Origin of the sequence: Noviherbaspirillum sp. (genome assembly GCF_036846085.1) — a bacterium.
GTDB lineage: Bacteria > Pseudomonadota > Gammaproteobacteria > Burkholderiales > Burkholderiaceae_D > Noviherbaspirillum.
On record NZ_DAIUCO010000004.1, the window covers coordinates 24,536 to 41,477 of the forward strand.

Genomic DNA, 16,942 nt, shown 5'->3' on the forward strand with positions numbered 1-16,942 from the left:
GTTATTCAGTTGTCGCCTTCTGCAAGGCGGGAGCGGCAGGTCAGTGCGCCGCCCATTGGATCGTGCTGATATCGATGCCTTCCTTGTGCATATCCCACAAGGGTGACAGATCGCGCAGCTTCGCTACTTTTTCCTTGATCAGCCGGATCGTGAAATCGATATCCTCTTCCGTCGTGAAGCGGCCGATCGTGAAGCGAATCGAGCTGTGGGCCAGCTCGTCGCTGCGACCGAGCGCGCGCAACACATACGACGGCTCGAGGCTGGCCGACGTGCAAGCCGAACCCGACGACACGGCAATATCCTTGATCGCCATGATCAGCGATTCGCCTTCAACGTAATTGAAACTGACGTTCAGGTTATGCGGCACACGGTTTTCCATGTCGCCGTTGACATATACCTCTTCGATTTCCTGCAAGCCCGTTGCAAGCCTGTCGCGCAACGCTTTTACGCGCTCGATTTCGTCATGCATTTCTTCATTTGCGATACGGAAGGCTTCGCCCATGCCGACGATCTGATGCGTCGGCAATGTGCCGGACCGCAATCCACGTTCATGCCCCCCGCCGTGCATCTGCGCCTCGATGCGAACCCGCGGCTTGCGCCGGACATACAACGCGCCAATGCCTTTCGGGCCATACGTCTTGTGGGCGGTGAACGTCATCAGGTCCACTTTCCACTTTTCGAGGTCGATATCCATCTTGCCCGTGGCCTGCGCTGCGTCGCAATGGAAAATGATGCCTTTCGAGCGGCAGAATTCACCAATCTCCGGAATCGGCTGGATGACGCCGATTTCATTATTCACCAGCATCACCGATACCAGAATGGTGTCCGGGCGGACCGCTTCCTGCAGTTGCTCGATGGTGATCAATCCGTTGTCCTGCGGCTGCAGATACGTCGCCTCGAACCCTTGGCGCTCGAGCTCGCGCACCGTATCAAGCACAGCCTTATGCTCGGTCTTCACCGTCACGATGTGCTTGCCCTTGGTCTTGTAGAAATGCGCGGCGCCCTTGATGGCGAGGTTGTTCCCCTCGGTTGCACCGGAAGTCCAGATGATCTCGCGCGGATCTGCCTTGACCAGCGCCGCCACATGGGCACGCGCTTCTTCCACCGCTTTCTCGGCGCTCCAGCCGTACATATGGCTGCGCGACGCGGGGTTGCCGAACTGCTCGCGCAAATACGGAATCATCTTGTCGGCGACGCGCGGATCGATCGGCGTCGTTGCCGAATAATCCATATATATCGGGAAATGCGGCGCTTTGATCGTGTCCAACAACTTCTTTTCCAGGGGGGCGTTCATTCCATACACTCCAATTAAGCAGCCACGTGCGGCCGGTGGAGAACCACCACGTTTTTTTGTTTCTGCTGGTCTACCAAATCTTTCAGCGACACCGAATCGAGATATTCCACCATCTTTGCATTCAGCGTCGCCCACAGGTCATGCGTCATGCAGCGGGCACCCTGCTCATGGTCGGAACCATGGCAATTTTCCTTGCCGCCGCATTGCGTTGCGTCCAGCGGCTCGTCCACGGCGATGATAATGTCGGCGACGGTGACTTCTTCCGCGCGCCGAGCCAGCGTATATCCGCCACCGGGACCGCGCACCGATTCGACGATCGCATGCCGCCTGAGCTTGCCGAACAGTTGCTCGAGGTAGGACAACGAAATATCTTGGCGCTGGCTGATCGCCGACAGTGTGACCGGCCCGTTGTCCTGACGCAGAGCGAGGTCAATCATCGCAGTTACCGCAAAGCGGCCTTTTGTCGTCAGACGCATATTTTAATTACTCCAAGGCTAGAAATTGCCTTAATTCAAATAATGTCCGGTATTCCTGAACAATTTAGTCAAGTATACCAAACTTGAGTAAATTCGTCAGGTATTGAATGTCGATTACCTATGGGAGTAAATGGGAGCCGCCGCTCGCGAATCTGTCTTCGCCAACGGCCTGGAAGGAGGTAAAGGCGGCTACTGCAATTTCAACCGCACGAACATCATGAAAGAGGTGGGATTGGTGCCGTAGAGATTTGTTTCCGAGGAAACAAGGTGTTTACTTATCAAGCCACCCACATCGAAACGCACTTCCTGGTTGAAGCGCACATCATGGAAATAGCCGATGGTGGCCTTTTTGACTTTGAATAGCGAATGCTGGGAGGACTGATTCTCCCGGTATAGGTCATCGCTGCCAACCTGCTCGAGGCGACCGAAAAACGAATGCGCTTTCTGAACCTTGAATATCGATTCCATCAGATAGCCGGTATTTCTTTCGCGAAAACGCCGGACATTGCGTCCCCACGCGAATGTGGTCTGCCACTCCGCATCGCCGATCAACTGCTGATAGGTCGCCGCGATGGCAGTGCGCTTGACCTGATCGTCGGCGCGAAGCTGGTCCAGGCTGCTGACATAGCCACGGCCAATCCTGAACGTCCAGTTTTCAGACGGACTGAACGAAAGCCGGCGGGAGGCGGACTTCAGTTTAAAACCTTCGTAGGTTGTCGGCTGATGGTCCTCCGAAGCAGAAATTGCAGAGCTCTCGTATTTCAAACCGCGCCACGTATAACCGAGGGTAAGTTTTCGATACGGCGCGTGGGCAGTATCAAGCCAGTGCTCGACAAGCATATTGCGGAGATCGCTGACTTCAGAAACCTGATCGAATCCGTTGACCGGCGACCGCGCGTAAACATCGACGCCGGAAGCAGTCACTTCGAATGACGGCCATGGTCCTGATTTCGCTCCCGTGCCCTCATCCGCTTTCATCACTTTGTCATCCGGCCTATCCGGAAGTGATGCAGAGTAAAGGAAAGCCGACATATCCTGCTGTACCAGCTCTGTATGTGCCAAGACCTCGGCCCATACCGGAGCGAAAGTAAGCCAACCCGAAATCGCCAATGCTGTGCCAGTTTTATTCATAGCTCTGCTTTTACGATGACAACCCGACAAGTAATGACATTAATGCAATATCCATACCATTCGTGTTTTCAGCACCCGGCGAAAAAATCAGCCGTCTAAAGACAGTGTAGGAAGGCTTTTGTATCCCGCAAGAAACAAATGCATTGTTGAGCTTTTGTACTTTTTACATCTAAGTGGTGCCCTTACATTGGGTTTGCGCTGACGCAAGACCTGCAAGACACCCGTCTTATCGCCGCGTTATCCGGCCATACATCAGCAGATCCATCAGGCCCATGCAGGCTTCTTCTATATGAGCCAGTGCCGTTTCAAATTGCCGGGCAGTTCCGGAAAATGGATCCTCAATTACGGCTGGGCTTTCGCGACGCGCATAGTCCATCAAAAGGCGGACTTTCGGCAGATAGCGCTGCGGGCACATCGATCTCAAAATTCCGAGGTTGTTCATATCCATGGCAAGCAGCAGATCGAAAACCTCAAAATCCGCCGGCTGGATCTGCCGAGCTCGAAGTGAAGTCAGATCGTAGCCATGCCTGCGGGCAGCGGCCTGCGCACGAACGTCCGGCGGTGCGCCAACATAGTAATCATGCGTTCCGGCGGAATCGACGATGATGCGCTTTTCGAGGCCGGCGTCCACGATCTGCTTGCGCATGACGCTTTCAGCCGTCGGTGAGCGGCAAATATTCGCCGTACAAACGAAAAGTATTGAAAACGGCTCCTTGGGAAGCGAAAGCTTGATTTTCTGTTCCGGCCTTGTATTTGTATATGCATTCAACACCGCATCGTCCTCCTCAATTTCTTAGACGCCGGCAATATGCGAAAACACGATCGGCAACCATGATGAGACCATCATCGCCAAAATCGACGCATAAAGACATGATGCAAAACAACTTATCAGTGTTTGAAAGCGCCGGATTCGGACGAGTCAGGCGCGGAGGTCAGGTTTGCTTGTGCAGCAATTTCATTGGCCCGAATAGCGATTGCATGACCGCATTACGGATAAACGAGAGGTTGTATGGATGTTCGGAGACGGCGCGCGGGTAGATGGCGCTGGATGGGAGAGCATGAAGTTGTTCAGCAATCTTTCCCCAAAGAACGAGCGTCGGCAAGGCTCCGCCCTGCTCGCTTGCTCGCCGGCCTAGCGCCTGGAACACCGTCTCCATGAACGGCTGCCATGCCCTTGCATCCTTGACGGGAGGCACATCCGGGCGGAATACCAGTGACGCATTGAGCAACAGAAATCCGCGGCGGGTCAGGTTAGCCTGCAGTTCGGTCAGCGACGCTATGTAGGTTGATGCCGGCGAAAGCGCTTCCGCGGCGATTTCCGCCACCGCGCTGCCGGACGTATTATCCGGTTGCAGGCGTCCGTCCGCAACCAACAGCATTTTCATGAAATTGCGCAGCGAGGTTGCGCGATTGACCTGCTTGGACAAGCCCGTCTCGGACCAAAGTGATTTGACCGCGCCATCCATGAAGCACACACCTGTGGCGCTCTCCTCCCTAGGGTAAGGCCCCTCCCCGACGAGTACGTACCGAACAGCGTCGAGGGGAATCATGAATGCGGCGAACAACCTGCCCTGGGTTGGCAGGTACGTATCCTCGACCAGCGCAGGCAGATAACCAGGATCGGCCTCCGCCATCGCCGCCAACGCTTGTGCCAGAATCGGTTGCCAGGAACGATCGGCTAGCTGCACAGCGTCGCGTATCGGCTTTGGTATGGAATCAGTCATGGTAGGAGAGACCACTCCGACTACGACTTGCCAAGGAGCGACACGACGTTATCGGAACCCGGCGCGCCGAAGAGCTGCTCCTTCATGATCCTGAGCTGGTCACGCACCTGCGCCGCCTTCTCGAACTCGAGGTTCTTCGCATGGTCGATCATCAGCTTTTCAAGCCGCTTGATTTCCTTGCTGACCTGCTTCTCGCTCATCGACTCGTACTTCACCTGTTCCTGGGCCACCTGCAGTTCGAGACGCGCCTCTTGCGGACTGTAGACACCGTCGATCAATTCGCGGATTTCCTTGCGGATTCCAATAGGCGTGATGTTATTCGCCTGATTGAACGCGATCTGCTTCGCACGACGCCGGTCCGTTTCGTCGATTGCACGGCGCATCGAGTCGGTAATACGGTCGCCATAGAGGATCGCCATGCCGTTCAGGTTACGGGCCGCACGTCCGATCGTCTGGATCAGGCTGCGCTCGGATCGAAGGAAGCCCTCCTTGTCCGCGTCCAGAATTGCAACGAGCGACACCTCGGGAATATCCAAACCCTCGCGCAGAAGGTTGATTCCGACCAGCACGTCAAACGTACCCAGGCGAAGGTCACGAATGATTTCGACGCGTTCCACGGTATCGATATCGCTGTGGAGATACCGGACTTTTATGCCATTGTCGCCGAGGAATTCGGTTAATTGTTCGGCCATGCGCTTGGTAAGCGTCGTAACGAGAACGCGTTCGTTCTTCTTCACCCGCTCGGTAATTTCCGACATCAGGTCATCGACCTGCGAGCTGGCAGGTCGGACGGAAATCAATGGATCGACGAGGCCGGTTGGGCGCACCACTTGCTCTACCACTTGTCCGGCATGCTGCTTCTCATAATCGGCCGGCGTGGCAGAAACAAAAATCGTCTGACGCATCTTGCTTTCGAACTCTTCGAACCGCAATGGCCGATTGTCCAGCGCCGATGGCAGGCGAAAACCGTAATCAACCAGATTCGTCTTCCGTGCCCGGTCGCCGTTATACATGCCGTTCAACTGTCCCAGCAATACATGGGACTCGTCGAGAAACATGATGGCGTCCTGGGGGAGATAGTCAACCAGCGTAGGAGGCGGCTCCCCGGGTTTCGCGCCGCTCAGATGCCGGGAATAATTCTCGATGCCCTTTGTGAAACCGATCTCGGCCATCATTTCCAGATCGAAGCGGGTACGCTGCTCGAGGCGTTGCTCTTCAACGAGCTTGTTCTGGCTGCGAAACCACTCAAGCCGGTCCCGCAATTCCTCCTTGATGCTCTCGATCGCACGCAACACGGTCGTGCGAGGGGTGACGTAATGCGAGCCAGGATAGATGGTAAAACGGGGAATCTTCTGCCGGACACGGCCGGTCAACGGGTCGAACAACTGAAGGCTGTCGATCTCGTCATCGAAGGTTTCGATGCGCAACGCGAGTTCCGCATGCTCCGCCGGGAATACATCAATTACATCACCGCGAACCCGGAAAGTACCACGACCGAAGTCCACCTCGTTGCGGGTGTATTGCATCTGGATCAAGCGTGCAATGACATCGCGCTGGCTGACCTTGTCCTTGGCGCGCAGCGTCAAAATCATCTGGTGGTATTCATTCGGATTACCAATACCATAGATGGCTGAAACGGTAGCGACGATGACGACATCACGCCGTTCCATCAGCGACTTGGTGCAGGACAACCGCATCTGCTCGATATGCTCGTTGATCGACGAGTCTTTCTCGATGAAAAGATCCCGCTGCGGCACGTACGCTTCCGGCTGGTAGTAATCGTAGTAACTGACAAAATATTCCACCGCGTTCTGCGGGAAGAATTCGCGGAATTCGCTGTAGAGCTGGGCGGCGAGCGTTTTGTTCGGCGCAAACACGATAGCGGGTCGTCCCATTCGGGCAATCACATTGGCCATCGTGTAGGTTTTGCCGGAACCGGTAACGCCCAACAAGGTCTGGTATGACAGGCCATCCACGATGCCTTCCGCCAATTTGGCGATGGCGGCAGGTTGATCGCCCGCGGGTGGAAATGGCTGGTACAGACGATAGGGGGAGTCCGGGAAAGTGACGATTTTCGCTTCGTCAATCGTGCTGGGAACTTGGGATAAATCTGCCATCTGGTTTCGACCTTTGGTAGAATAATAAGTTGCACTTCGGCGCGAGACATACGGCCTTGCACCGCATACAACCCGCTGCAAAGCAAAACTTCAGCAGCCAACTTTTCATGTTATCACGATGAACCAATCCTCTTCCGCTTCCCTGTTTACCGCCATCGAGATGGCGCCTCGCGACCCGATCCTGGGAATTACCGAAGGATTCAATGCCGACAAGAACCCGAACAAGGTCAATCTCGGCGTGGGTGTTTATTACGACGACAATGGCAAAGTGCCACTGCTCGACTGCGTGCGGAAAGCGGAGATGCAACTGATGGAAAAAGCGGCTCCCCGCACCTACTTGCCGATCGAGGGATTGGCTGCATACGACAAGGCGGTGCAAGAGCTTGTATTTGGTGCCGACAGCCCGGTAGTTCAAGAGAAGCGTGCAATCACCGTGCAGGCACTCGGCGGTACCGGCGCGTTGAAATTGGGCGCCGACTTTCTCAAGCGCTTCTCGCCTGCATCACAGGTCTGGATCAGCGATCCGAGCTGGGAAAACCACCGCGCCCTGTTCGAGTCGGCCGGCTTTACGGTCAATAATTATCCGTATTACGACCCTGCAACCCGCGGCGTCAATTTTGCCGGCATGCTCAGTGCGTTGAACAGCATGCCGTCCGGCGCCATCGTGGTGCTGCATGCCTGCTGCCACAATCCGACCGGTGCCGATCTGACCGCGGATCAGTGGACCGATGTCATCAAGGTCGTGACGGAACGTGGTCTCGTGCCCTTCCTTGACATGGCGTATCAGGGCTTTGGTGACGGCATCGACGCCGACGGCAAAGTCGTGCGACGCTTTGCGGATGCAGGCGGACCTCTGTTTGTTTCCAATTCCTTCTCAAAATCCTTCTCGCTGTACGGCGAACGCGTCGGGGCATTAAGCATCGTTGCGGTCAGCAGCGAGGAAGCCGCGCGCGTCCTCTCGCAATTGAAGCGCGTGGTGCGCACCAACTATTCCAATCCACCTATCCACGGCGGACAAGTGGTTGCGACCGTACTATCGACGCCCGACCTGCGCAAGCTGTGGGAGGAAGAACTTGCCGGGATGCGTGTCCGTATTCGCGAGATGCGCCAGGCATTGGTGGCAAAACTGAAAGAAAAAGCACCAGGTCATGATTTCGATTTCGTGATTCAGCAACGCGGCATGTTTTCGTATTCGGGCCTCACCAAGGCGCAGGTTGAGAAGCTGCGCAACGAACACTCGATCTATGCCGTCGATACCGGCCGTATCTGTGTCGCGGCACTAAACTCGCGAAACGTGGATACGATTGCCGCCGCAATCGCAAGCCTGCTTTGATTTCTTTCAACGAAAAAGTGTTTTCAAAATTTTGCTCGCAAAATTTTGACAGGAGCAAAGAAACGCGCCTATAATAGCTGCTCTGTTCCCTGATAGCTCAGTCGGTAGAGCGACGGACTGTTAATCCGCAGGTCCCTGGTTCGAGTCCAGGTCGGGGAGCCACAGAATACAAGGGCCTACATGCAAATGTAGGCCCTTTTTCTTTAGGCAGTTCTGCTTGCGCTGATTTGTTTTACTTGGCGAGGGCATACCTTTGTCAATCGGGCTTCGTGTGTGCGCATGGACATGTCGATCGATCGCCACTAACAGGCATACCCGCAATAATTGAGATCACCAGGGAATGCGTCACAAGGCAGCCGCGCCAGACGGCTGCTCAGTGATGTCAGCGCCAGGGCGCATCCTCTAGCTCCAGCAGCGCACTGATGACAATTCCGGCAATCCATGAGATAGCGACGACACTTAGCACATAAAGTATTGCTGTTATCACGTCTGTCTCCGTTTTTACCATTCCTTCCTGGTTATTTCACCAGTTTTGCGAAAACGAATGTTGACAATAGTCACTGACACCAGCTTGTCGGTTCTAGGGCTCCATCGGGCAACGAATGAATCTCGGCATGCTCTCTCCAAGAACAAGAAGTGTCAGATCAATGCATTGGCAAAAGCCTCAATTTCCAGATCCGGTCAGGAATCATCGAGCCGTCATTTCTTCCTGGAAGAAAAATGGCGCATCGAAAGTGTTTTCGTTGCAACAAATATTTCCCGTAGCAGGTAGACAAAACTGCCGATCAGGGAAAGCATGCCGAGCACGAAGAACAGTGCAATCACTTGCGCCAGAGCCAAGTTGAGTGCGTCGCCTACAAATAGCGTTGCAATTACCATGCAGATCAGTAGTCCACAGATGGTGCTAAGAGTAATGGCCCGATTGATCAGTCTTGCTCGTTGATACAGCGTCTCCAACTCGGCCAAGGCGTCTGTCATGTCGGCCATGCCAGCCGTATTGACCCTGTCTTCCAATACCCGAGAACGATCGATGATGCGCGCCAAGCGATTGGTCAATACGGTCAGCTTGGTTCCCACCCCTGTCAGCAAAAATACCGGCGCAATTGCCAATTGAATAATGTGACCAATGTCGCCGAGCTGTATTTCCATAGTGGACAAGAATCCGCAGGTGAGAAGGAGTGGACCTAGTCTATCAGTTGACACTGGCGACAAAAGAATTTGACAGGCGTTTGATTTTTATCGATTCCGGAAATGCTAATAAGCGGACCCTAGCGCAATCGGACGCTGTCACATCTGCGAAGGAAGCCAAATCAAGCTGGAGCCGTCAACAACGTTGATAGTCACGTTCTTGATCTGATGTGTGCCATTGCAGCTGACTTGTGAAGCTTGCTCTGGCAATCGCATCGTCGGTGACGGCTTCGCCATGGCGGGTTAACCCAAAAGCGTTGAGTGAGACAGATTTGACCAAATGCAACGCGTGAAACCTAAATCCGCGCTATACACACTACTTGGCCTGTTGGACATCGGTTCCGATCGTGAAAACGAGTGCAGTTGGCTCATCCGAAGATCGAAAAGAATGGGGCGGAATAGCGTCATTCCGCCCGCTGATCTGCATGGGGCGCGCCTGCGTATGTACGGTCACCCCATGAGAGCATACCTTCGGTAATGACACTCGCCCTTTTGATACCCGATCATTGTTACAACATGCCAGCAAGAGAGATCCGCAATGACGACTTATCTGGAACCCGAGTTTTCCCTACGTTTTCATAACGTCGCGACGACAAGTCCGCGCTTTCCTGCCATTGAGGCAGGCTCTTCGCTGTCGAACCTGGTCCATTCCACGACGGAAGGCGTAGTGGTGCTTGATGAGCGCTGCAAGATCGTTTTGATCAGCCAAACTGCCGAACGGATGTTTGGGTATCCCGCGCAGGATCTGCTCAACAAATCGGTGGATGTACTGCTGCCGCCGCATCTCGGGGCGGAACAGCGCCGCAGAATGGCGCGCCTGGCGTCGATTCACGTGAATGGCCGCAAGATGAAGGTTGGGTTGAAGGGTTTGCATGTAAGCGGCGAAGAGATTCCCGTCAATGCCAGCGCATCCCGTGCAACTGTACAAGGCGAGTCCTTCCTGGTCATGGTTCTGCAGGAGGATAAGGTCCTGACCGTTTTCGAGACCAAGAAACGCCCTGTCCGGCGCGCCGATCTGCGTAAACTCGCCGTGTCGTCGCAGCAGACGAATGAAGTGGAAAAACGGCGGTTTTCCAAGAAGCTGTATGACGATATCGGGCAGCGATTAAGCGTCCTTAAGCTCGACCTGGATTGGCTGGAAAACAGCCTCCCGGACACGGATGCCTGCGTACCGGCCAGAGTTGCGCAAATGCAAGGCATGCTCGACAAGGTCATCACGATGACGAAGACAATGGCGTCAACCTTGCGGCCACCCCTGCTCGACGATTTTGGCCTGATTCCTGCCGTGGAGTGGATGACCGACAATTTTCAGAAGAGGACAGGCGTCGCTTGTCAGCTTATCCTTGGAGGCGTTCAAAGCAAACTGGGCGATCCGATTGAATCTGCCGTTTTTCGGGTCTTACAGGAAGCGCTCCTGAACATCGAGAGGCACGCCGAGGCGAGCCAGGTCGAACTGATCCTGCTGCGAAATGGCAGCAAACTTGAGTTGACGGTGCGGGACAACGGCAAAGGCATTGCTGCCGGAAACGAGAATAAACCCGGTTGCTATGGGTTGATGACGATGAGGGAAAGGATTTTCATATTAGGAGGTACAATTACGATCGGCAACATTAACCCGCATGGGGTGGAGATTTCCGTATCCATTCCGATCGATTCCTTTCCCATTCACTAGAAGAACCTATGATTCGAATCGTTATCGCTGATGACCACACGATCATGCGAGAGGGGCTCAAGCGTATTCTGGACGGCGCAGAGGACATTGAAGTGGTTGGCGAAGCCGTGGATGGTTTCGAAGCGCTGGCCCATGTCCGCAAGGGCGGTTTCGATCTTCTGATGCTGGATTTGTCAATGCCGGGCCGCAGCGGCGTCGAATTGATCCGGCAGATCAAGGATGAGGTGCCGAAGCTGCCCATCCTCATCCTGACCATGCACGAGGAAGAACAGTACGCGGTCCGTGCCATTCGGGCCGGCGCACGCGGCTATCTCACCAAGGAAAGCGCCGGCACGCAGCTGGTCAGCGCAATTCGCAAGGTGGCCGCCGGACGTCCCTACATCAGCCTGGAAGTCGCCGAACAGTTGGCGATGGACGCCATGCCCACCAACGAGGAACTGCCGCATAAGCAGCTTTCCAACCGTGAATTCGAAGTATTCACGTTACTGGTCAGCGGCAAATCCATCACCGAGATCGCCGACTCGCTGCATTTAAGCGCAAAAACGGTCAGCACACACAAAACCCGAATTCTTCAAAAGATGAGCATGAATTCGCTGGCAGAAATGGTGCAGTATGCCGTCCAGCACCGTTTGCTTGGCCCGCTGAAAAACTAGCTGGTTTATGACACTGCCAAGAATTGAAAATAGTACAAACCCCGGCAGCCGTTGTGAAATTCCCACAAAGTCCACGTTGAGACGTCTTTTTTATTGACTTTATTTGTCTGACCTCCTGCCTCAGTAAATTCCACTTTCGCTTGTAAGAATATTCCTACAAGTCGCTCTCGCTTCCTACACCCGGATTCAGCCACGACCGATAGTAAATGTGCATGGTGCTTGCGATACTGAGCACACGCAATAAGCATCCCGACAGGCAACTCAATTGCCGCTCCAAATATTCAAGGCTTGATGGTGTTTTGGAGACCACATCGGCCTGCACCCATTTACGAAGACATCTACGGATGTCGTACCGCATCTGAATTCTGCTCTATCTTGAAATAGGAGATGACTATGTTATCTACGCAAATGTCTGAAATCCGTTCCGATTCCCCGAATTCGGCTTTGCACTCATCTTCTGTTGACGCAGCTTGGCAGCGCCAAGGGAAATTGTGGTCGAATCTGAAGGAGTTGTGCGACGTATTGCGTATTCCGCATGCCGCAGCGCATACGGATGAAGAACTGCAGTTCCAGCATGTGCAATTCAAAACTGGACAGCGTATTCATACGATCGGCCAGCCTTTCGATACCCTCTATATCGTGCATTCCGGGTTCCTGAAGACCGTATTGATCGATGAATTCGGGAACGAGCAAGTTCTCAGCTTCCCGATGAAGGGCGACCTGTTTGGCGTCGATGGCATCCATACCAAACGTTATGCATCCGAGGCAGTCGCCCTGTCCAATTGCGACCTGATCCTTCTGCCATTCAAGAAATTGACCGCTCTCGGCCGCGTGCATGTGGAATTCGAGCATGCCATGTATAGCGTGATGAGCCGGGAGCTCGTACGCGAGCAGGCAATGGTCAGCATGCTTGGTGCATTAAGCGCGGAGGCACGCGTGGCCCGGTTCCTGGTATCACTGTCCGAACGCTATGCCGAAATGGGGTATTCCAGCAAGCTGTTCAACCTGCGGATGACCCGCCATGAAATCGGCAGCTACCTTGGCCTGACACTGGAAACCGTGAGCCGCACGTTGTCAGCCTTCAATGAAATCGGCTTGATTACGGTCGATCAGCGGTCTATCGGCATCAAGGATGCGGATGCCCTGAAGACGCTGCGCCGTTTGCCGCCGTCCAGCTCGCGGGCAAAGCAGGTCGCCGCAAAGAAATCGAAACTGGCGGCGTCGCAGAAACAGCCACCCGAGTCGGATTTGACCGGACTCGCGTCGGTCTGATCAAAGCATCAATCCGGTTTCCGCCTCATCGCGAAATGCCCTGTCGATAGTCTCGACAGGGCATTTTTCCTTGGCACTACTGCATATGCTGGCCGCCATTGATCGCAATGTTCGCGCCTGTGACGAAAGCAGCTTCGTCCGAGCATAGATAAGCAATTAGAGCGGCAACCTCGTCCGGTTCACCAAGACGCCCGAGTGGAATTTGCGGCAAAATTTTATTTTCCAGCACATCCCGCGAAATCTGCATGACCATGTTTGTCCGCAAGTAGCCGGGCGATATGGTGTTCACCGTAATGCCCTTGGAGGCCACCTCCAGAGCCAGCGCCTTGGTAAAGCCGTGTACTCCCGCCTTGGCGGCGGCATAGTTTGCTTGTCCGAAAGCGCCTTTCTGGCCATTCACCGATGAAATATTGATGATTCGGCCCCATTCGTTTTCCAGCATGCCATGCATGACCAGCTTGCTCATGTTGAAGACGCTATCGAGGTTGGTCTGCCTGACGATCCGCCAATCGTCATAACTCATTTTTTTGAAGGTGGAATCGCGTGTGATACCTGCATTGTTGACAAGGATGTCAATGCGCCCCAAATCGGAAAGAATCTGCATCACACCGGCGCTGCAGGAATCGAAATCGGCGACATCCACCCGACAAGCCGAAAAGGTGAATCCTTCCTTTGCCTGGTTGCTCAGCCAGGTCGACGCTCGGTCGTTGTGTGGAGAATAAGTTGTTGCAACGCGGTACCCCTTGCGGAATAAGCTCCGGCAGATCGCTTCGCCGAGTCCGCCCATCCCGCCTGTCACAAGCGCAACCTTCTGCGATGTCATGTCTGGTGCCATTTTGCGTCTCCTCATTATTCTCAAGACGGTCAGGTGCTTCCGCCAATAAACGGAATGCACGAGCACACGAACTCATTAACCAACCGAGGTTCGTTTTCGATTCAGGGAGGAAGGAATAGTTCGGCATTGACTGATCCGCATGGCCGTCCGTGGCGTCGGCAGAGACCGCCATCCCGTCGCAGCGCCTGGAATATGAACCCGGCATGGCGGCAAAGGTCTACACATAGACGCAAAGGTAAAGCAGCAAGCAAAGGGAAGCACCAAAACAATAACGGATGCGGCTTGATACTGGACGCTGTTCAGCACAGCCAGGTCCGACTGATTGGAGCAGAAACCAATGCAGCCCAGATTCACCATTTGCTATTCGCCCGAACGGCCCGGTTATGTCACCGCGTCGCTCTATATTCCATCCGTTGCGGACATCCATGGCTGGCACATGGAAGCGAAGAAGGATTATTTTTCAGCGGCGTTCTTCACCGTCGAGAATTTCTACGCCGAACACGCCATGCATTTGTATCGAAGCGTGCAGGACGATGTGTACAGCCCATGGACAATCGACTACCCGCCGGCTGGTGACCGCATCCGCTGCCCGATGCCGGAAACGGTATGTCATGAACTGGAGCGACTTCAATCCAGATTTGTCCACGATTGGCTGTTCTTTAAAGAAGACCCGAATGCATCCGCGGAGGTCGATGCCTATGGCATGCTCGGCTTGCCCATCCAGGAAGTCAACGTCAGGTCAAGACGCATGCACCGCTTCGAGCGGAAGGGGAATGTGTGGACATGCATGTCCGCCGGCGCCGATCACCATGTGGATGAGATGCTTCGCAAGTATTGGCGATTGGGCGAGAAGATCTCGATGCGCTGAGACCGCACCTGTTCGCTGCTGCCGTCACCAGCAGGCTGCCGGCAGCGTACCCGTGCACGTTCCACTCACCTTTCCGGGCTCCTCGCTCAATGGCTTCGCGTCCACCGGGGAAGCGGGCTGCCACACAGCGTTATAATTGCCGCCGATATGCGGGGACCGGCCTCGCCCAGAGTCATAACGTTCGCGTCAGTCCGGTAGACGACGCCAACATATCGGACTAAATCGCGGGCGATTGTTCAATTGGATTGAAAATCCCATAATTTTCGAGGTTTTTCGGGGCCGCATTTGTTGCGGCCCGTTTCATTTTGCGGTTATCGGCGCGTTTGCATTTACAATGCCGTCGCAGCCTGCGCCGCATTGGCGGACCGAAAGTGCATTCACCAATCGTTTTTATGTCAAAGAACCAAGCCAGCAAGCCGATAGAAATGAAAATCTCGACAGTGGTCGCGGTATCCGCACTACTGCGGGAAACCGACCCTGCCCTTCTGGATGCCGCATTAAGGAGCATGACCGGCGGCGCGGCTGATTACTTCGATCATGAATTCACGGTGATCGACCTGGCCGGATGCGACTTGTCCGGGCATACCGTCGACTGGCCGGCGCTGATCAGCCTTTTCAAGTCCTATAGCCTGAACCTGGTAGCGGTACGCCATGCACCGGCCGCCATGGAAGCAGACATCGTCGCGCACGGGTTAAGCATCGATGTGGTCGCCAAGCCACGGCAGCAATTAGACGAGGAAGTTGTGCCTGCGCCAGCGCCTGCCCCCGTGGCCGCACCCGCGCCAGCCATCGCCGAACCCGCTCCTCCGCCGCCCATGCCTCAGCAATCCGCCGCCGCGATGATCGTGGATACGCCGGTACGTGCCGGCCAGCGCATCTATGCGCGCGGCGCGGACCTGATCGTGACGGCAGTCGTCAACAGTGGCGCCGAGCTGATCGCTGACGGCAGCATCCACATCTACGCGCCCTTGCGCGGACGGGCGCTGGCCGGCGCCAGCGGCAATGCCGACGCGAGGATTTTCGCATTGAGCATGGAAGCCGAACTCGTATCCATTGCGGGCACCTACCGTACTTTTGAAAACGGTTTGCCGAAAGAGATTGCGATGAAGCCGGCGCAGGTTCGCCTCGACGGCGATCGCATCGACGTGCTGCCGATTCACACCCGGGCCTAGTTCATTCAATATCGAAAGGAGTTTGTTTGTGGCAAAAATCATTGTTGTAACGTCCGGTAAAGGCGGAGTCGGCAAAACCACTTCCAGCGCCAGCTTCGCCTCCGGCCTGGCTCTGCGCGGACACAAGACGGCAGTGATCGACTTCGACGTCGGCCTGCGCAATCTCGACCTGATCATGGGCTGCGAACGCCGTGTGGTGTATGACCTGATCAACGTCATCAACAATGAAGCCACCCTGAACCAGGCGCTGATCAAGGACAAGCATTGCGAGAACCTGTTCGTGCTGCCGGCCTCGCAAACGCGCGACAAGGATGCGTTGTCGGAAGAAGGCGTGGAACGCGTGTTGAAGGACCTGGCGAAGATGGACTTCGAATACGTCGTCTGTGATTCTCCGGCGGGCATCGAGCATGGCGCGGTGATGGCGCTGACCTTCGCTGACGAAGCAGTCATTGTGACCAATCCTGAAGTCTCCTCGGTGCGGGACTCGGACCGTATTCTCGGCATCATTCAGGCGAAGTCGCGGCGCGCCAAGAGCGGCGGCGCTCCGGTGAAGGAGCATTTGCTGGTGACGCGCTACGTACCGAAGCGCGTCGAAGCGGGCGAGATGCTGTCATACACCGACGTACAGGAAATCCTGCGCATTCCGCTGATCGGGATCATCCCGGAATCCGAGTCGGTGCTGCATGCGTCCAACCAGGGCAATCCGGCGATCCACATGACCGGCACCGATGTCGCGGAAGCGTATCAGGATGTCGTATCGCGCTTTCTCGGACAGGACATTCCCCTTCGTTTCACGACCTACGAAAAACCCGGCCTGTTCCAGCGGCTTTTTAAGGGCAAGTAACATGGCGCTACTTTCATTCCTCTTTAATACCAAGCCGAAGACAGCGGTTGCCGCGAAGGAGCGGCTTCAGGTCATCATCGCCCGCGAGCGCAACGGATTGGACGGCCCGGACTTCCTGCCTGCGCTGCACAAGGAACTGATCGCCGTCATTTCGAAATATGCGAAGGTCGATCCGGACGACATCAAGATTTCCCTGGATCGCCAGGGCAATCTGGAAGTACTGGATGTGAACGTGGTATTGCCAGACGTGGCGACGAAGTAATCGCATCTGCGCCAATGCGCACCGGCGTCATCCAGCCGGCGCAATACGCAAAAAGGGCATGGCACCGTAACAGGACCATGCCCTTTTCTTTTTGCGTCATG

General features: G+C 55.1%; 16 protein-coding genes and 1 tRNA gene. 9 read left to right on the plus strand and 8 right to left on the minus strand.

Translation table 11 applies throughout. The annotated features are described in order from the left end of the window. Positions 1 to 40: 40 nt before the first annotated feature. From V7080_RS00950 to uvrB, 6 genes are all read right to left on the minus strand, one after another. Complete coding sequence (locus V7080_RS00950; protein ID WP_334186520.1) at positions 41 to 1,294, minus strand: IscS subfamily cysteine desulfurase; 1,254 nt, start codon at positions 1,292 to 1,294, stop codon at positions 41 to 43. Between the two features lie 14 nt (positions 1,295 to 1,308). Next, entirely contained in the window at positions 1,309 to 1,770 is a 462-nt protein-coding gene (gene iscR / locus V7080_RS00955) for a Fe-S cluster assembly transcriptional regulator IscR (RefSeq protein WP_334186521.1), read from the minus strand. A 189-nt stretch (positions 1,771 to 1,959) separates the two neighbouring features. Next, positions 1,960 to 2,901 carry a hypothetical protein gene (locus tag V7080_RS00960; protein ID WP_334186522.1) on the minus strand — a complete coding sequence of 314 codons (942 nt, stop codon included), beginning with the start codon at positions 2,899 to 2,901 and terminating at the stop codon, positions 1,960 to 1,962. A gap of 226 nt (positions 2,902 to 3,127) precedes the next feature. Next, complete coding sequence (locus tag V7080_RS00965) at positions 3,128 to 3,634, minus strand: low molecular weight protein-tyrosine-phosphatase (RefSeq protein WP_334186546.1); 507 nt, start codon at positions 3,632 to 3,634, stop codon at positions 3,128 to 3,130. 199 nt (positions 3,635 to 3,833) lie between these two features. After that, a complete protein-coding gene (locus V7080_RS00970; RefSeq protein WP_334186523.1) occupies positions 3,834 to 4,625 on the minus strand; it encodes a uracil-DNA glycosylase in 792 nt (263 codons plus the stop codon). 20 nt (positions 4,626 to 4,645) lie between these two features. Continuing rightward, positions 4,646 to 6,742, minus strand: coding sequence for an excinuclease ABC subunit UvrB (gene uvrB / locus V7080_RS00975; protein WP_334186524.1), 2,097 nt, complete (start codon positions 6,740 to 6,742; stop codon positions 4,646 to 4,648). A gap of 118 nt (positions 6,743 to 6,860) precedes the next feature. On the opposite strand from uvrB, the gene V7080_RS00980 reads away from it, so the two are divergent. Continuing rightward, positions 6,861 to 8,075, plus strand: coding sequence for an amino acid aminotransferase (locus tag V7080_RS00980; protein ID WP_334186525.1), 1,215 nt, complete (start codon positions 6,861 to 6,863; stop codon positions 8,073 to 8,075). Between the two features lie 86 nt (positions 8,076 to 8,161). Beyond that, positions 8,162 to 8,237 (plus strand) — tRNA-Asn (locus V7080_RS00985). A 537-nt stretch (positions 8,238 to 8,774) separates the two neighbouring features. Here V7080_RS00985 and V7080_RS00990 read toward each other — a convergent pair. Next, on the minus strand, positions 8,775 to 9,224 hold the full coding sequence (locus V7080_RS00990; protein WP_334186526.1) for a DUF2721 domain-containing protein: 450 nt from the start codon (positions 9,222 to 9,224) through the stop codon (positions 8,775 to 8,777). Positions 9,225 to 9,801: 577 nt separating this feature from the next. Between V7080_RS00990 and V7080_RS00995 the strand changes: the two genes are divergently transcribed. From V7080_RS00995 to V7080_RS01005, 3 genes are all read left to right on the plus strand, one after another. After that, entirely contained in the window at positions 9,802 to 10,935 is a 1,134-nt protein-coding gene (locus V7080_RS00995; RefSeq protein WP_334186527.1) for a PAS domain-containing sensor histidine kinase, read from the plus strand. Between the two features lie 8 nt (positions 10,936 to 10,943). Next, positions 10,944 to 11,588, plus strand: a complete 645-nt coding sequence (locus V7080_RS01000; protein WP_334186528.1) for a response regulator transcription factor — start codon at positions 10,944 to 10,946, stop codon at positions 11,586 to 11,588. Between the two features lie 408 nt (positions 11,589 to 11,996). Continuing rightward, on the plus strand, positions 11,997 to 12,860 hold the full coding sequence (locus tag V7080_RS01005) for a Crp/Fnr family transcriptional regulator (RefSeq protein WP_334186547.1): 864 nt from the start codon (positions 11,997 to 11,999) through the stop codon (positions 12,858 to 12,860). A gap of 76 nt (positions 12,861 to 12,936) precedes the next feature. Here the strand turns inward: V7080_RS01005 and phbB are convergent, their stop codons facing one another. Next, the gene (gene phbB / locus V7080_RS01010; RefSeq protein ID WP_334186548.1) at positions 12,937 to 13,683 is read right to left on the minus strand and encodes an acetoacetyl-CoA reductase; all 747 of its coding nucleotides are present in this window, start codon (positions 13,681 to 13,683) and stop codon (positions 12,937 to 12,939) included. Between the two features lie 349 nt (positions 13,684 to 14,032). Between phbB and V7080_RS01015 the strand changes: the two genes are divergently transcribed. From V7080_RS01015 to minE, 4 genes are all read left to right on the plus strand, one after another. Beyond that, positions 14,033 to 14,563: a hypothetical protein gene (locus V7080_RS01015; protein WP_334186529.1), complete on the plus strand. Its 531-nt coding sequence runs from the start codon at positions 14,033 to 14,035 to the stop codon at positions 14,561 to 14,563. A gap of 392 nt (positions 14,564 to 14,955) precedes the next feature. Next, a complete protein-coding gene (gene minC / locus V7080_RS01020) occupies positions 14,956 to 15,735 on the plus strand; it encodes a septum site-determining protein MinC (protein WP_334186530.1) in 780 nt (259 codons plus the stop codon). 28 nt (positions 15,736 to 15,763) lie between these two features. Then, positions 15,764 to 16,579 (plus strand): septum site-determining protein MinD, encoded by an 816-nt coding sequence (minD, locus tag V7080_RS01025; protein WP_334186531.1) that lies wholly within the window; start codon positions 15,764 to 15,766, stop codon positions 16,577 to 16,579. Position 16,580: 1 nt separating this feature from the next. Beyond that, complete coding sequence (gene minE, locus V7080_RS01030) at positions 16,581 to 16,841, plus strand: cell division topological specificity factor MinE (RefSeq protein WP_326860078.1); 261 nt, start codon at positions 16,581 to 16,583, stop codon at positions 16,839 to 16,841. Positions 16,842 to 16,942: the final 101 nt, after the last annotated feature.

Coding starts and splice junctions, on each gene's coding strand:
- V7080_RS01015 (WP_334186529.1), top strand. CDS start 14,033: ATGCAGCCCAGATTCACCATTTGCTATTCGCCCGAACGGCCCGGTTAT.
- uvrB (WP_334186524.1), bottom strand. CDS start 6,742: ATGGCAGATTTATCCCAAGTTCCCAGCACGATTGACGAAGCGAAAATC.
- minC (WP_334186530.1), top strand. CDS start 14,956: ATGTCAAAGAACCAAGCCAGCAAGCCGATAGAAATGAAAATCTCGACA.
- minE (WP_326860078.1), top strand. CDS start 16,581: ATGGCGCTACTTTCATTCCTCTTTAATACCAAGCCGAAGACAGCGGTT.
- V7080_RS01000 (WP_334186528.1), top strand. CDS start 10,944: ATGATTCGAATCGTTATCGCTGATGACCACACGATCATGCGAGAGGGG.
- V7080_RS00950 (WP_334186520.1), bottom strand. CDS start 1,294: ATGAACGCCCCCCTGGAAAAGAAGTTGTTGGACACGATCAAAGCGCCG.
- V7080_RS00990 (WP_334186526.1), bottom strand. CDS start 9,224: ATGGAAATACAGCTCGGCGACATTGGTCACATTATTCAATTGGCAATT.
- V7080_RS00995 (WP_334186527.1), top strand. CDS start 9,802: ATGACGACTTATCTGGAACCCGAGTTTTCCCTACGTTTTCATAACGTC.
- V7080_RS00980 (WP_334186525.1), top strand. CDS start 6,861: ATGAACCAATCCTCTTCCGCTTCCCTGTTTACCGCCATCGAGATGGCG.
- V7080_RS01005 (WP_334186547.1), top strand. CDS start 11,997: ATGTCTGAAATCCGTTCCGATTCCCCGAATTCGGCTTTGCACTCATCT.
- V7080_RS00970 (WP_334186523.1), bottom strand. CDS start 4,625: ATGACTGATTCCATACCAAAGCCGATACGCGACGCTGTGCAGCTAGCC.
- phbB (WP_334186548.1), bottom strand. CDS start 13,683: ATGACATCGCAGAAGGTTGCGCTTGTGACAGGCGGGATGGGCGGACTC.
- iscR (WP_334186521.1), bottom strand. CDS start 1,770: ATGCGTCTGACGACAAAAGGCCGCTTTGCGGTAACTGCGATGATTGAC.
- V7080_RS00960 (WP_334186522.1), bottom strand. CDS start 2,901: ATGAATAAAACTGGCACAGCATTGGCGATTTCGGGTTGGCTTACTTTC.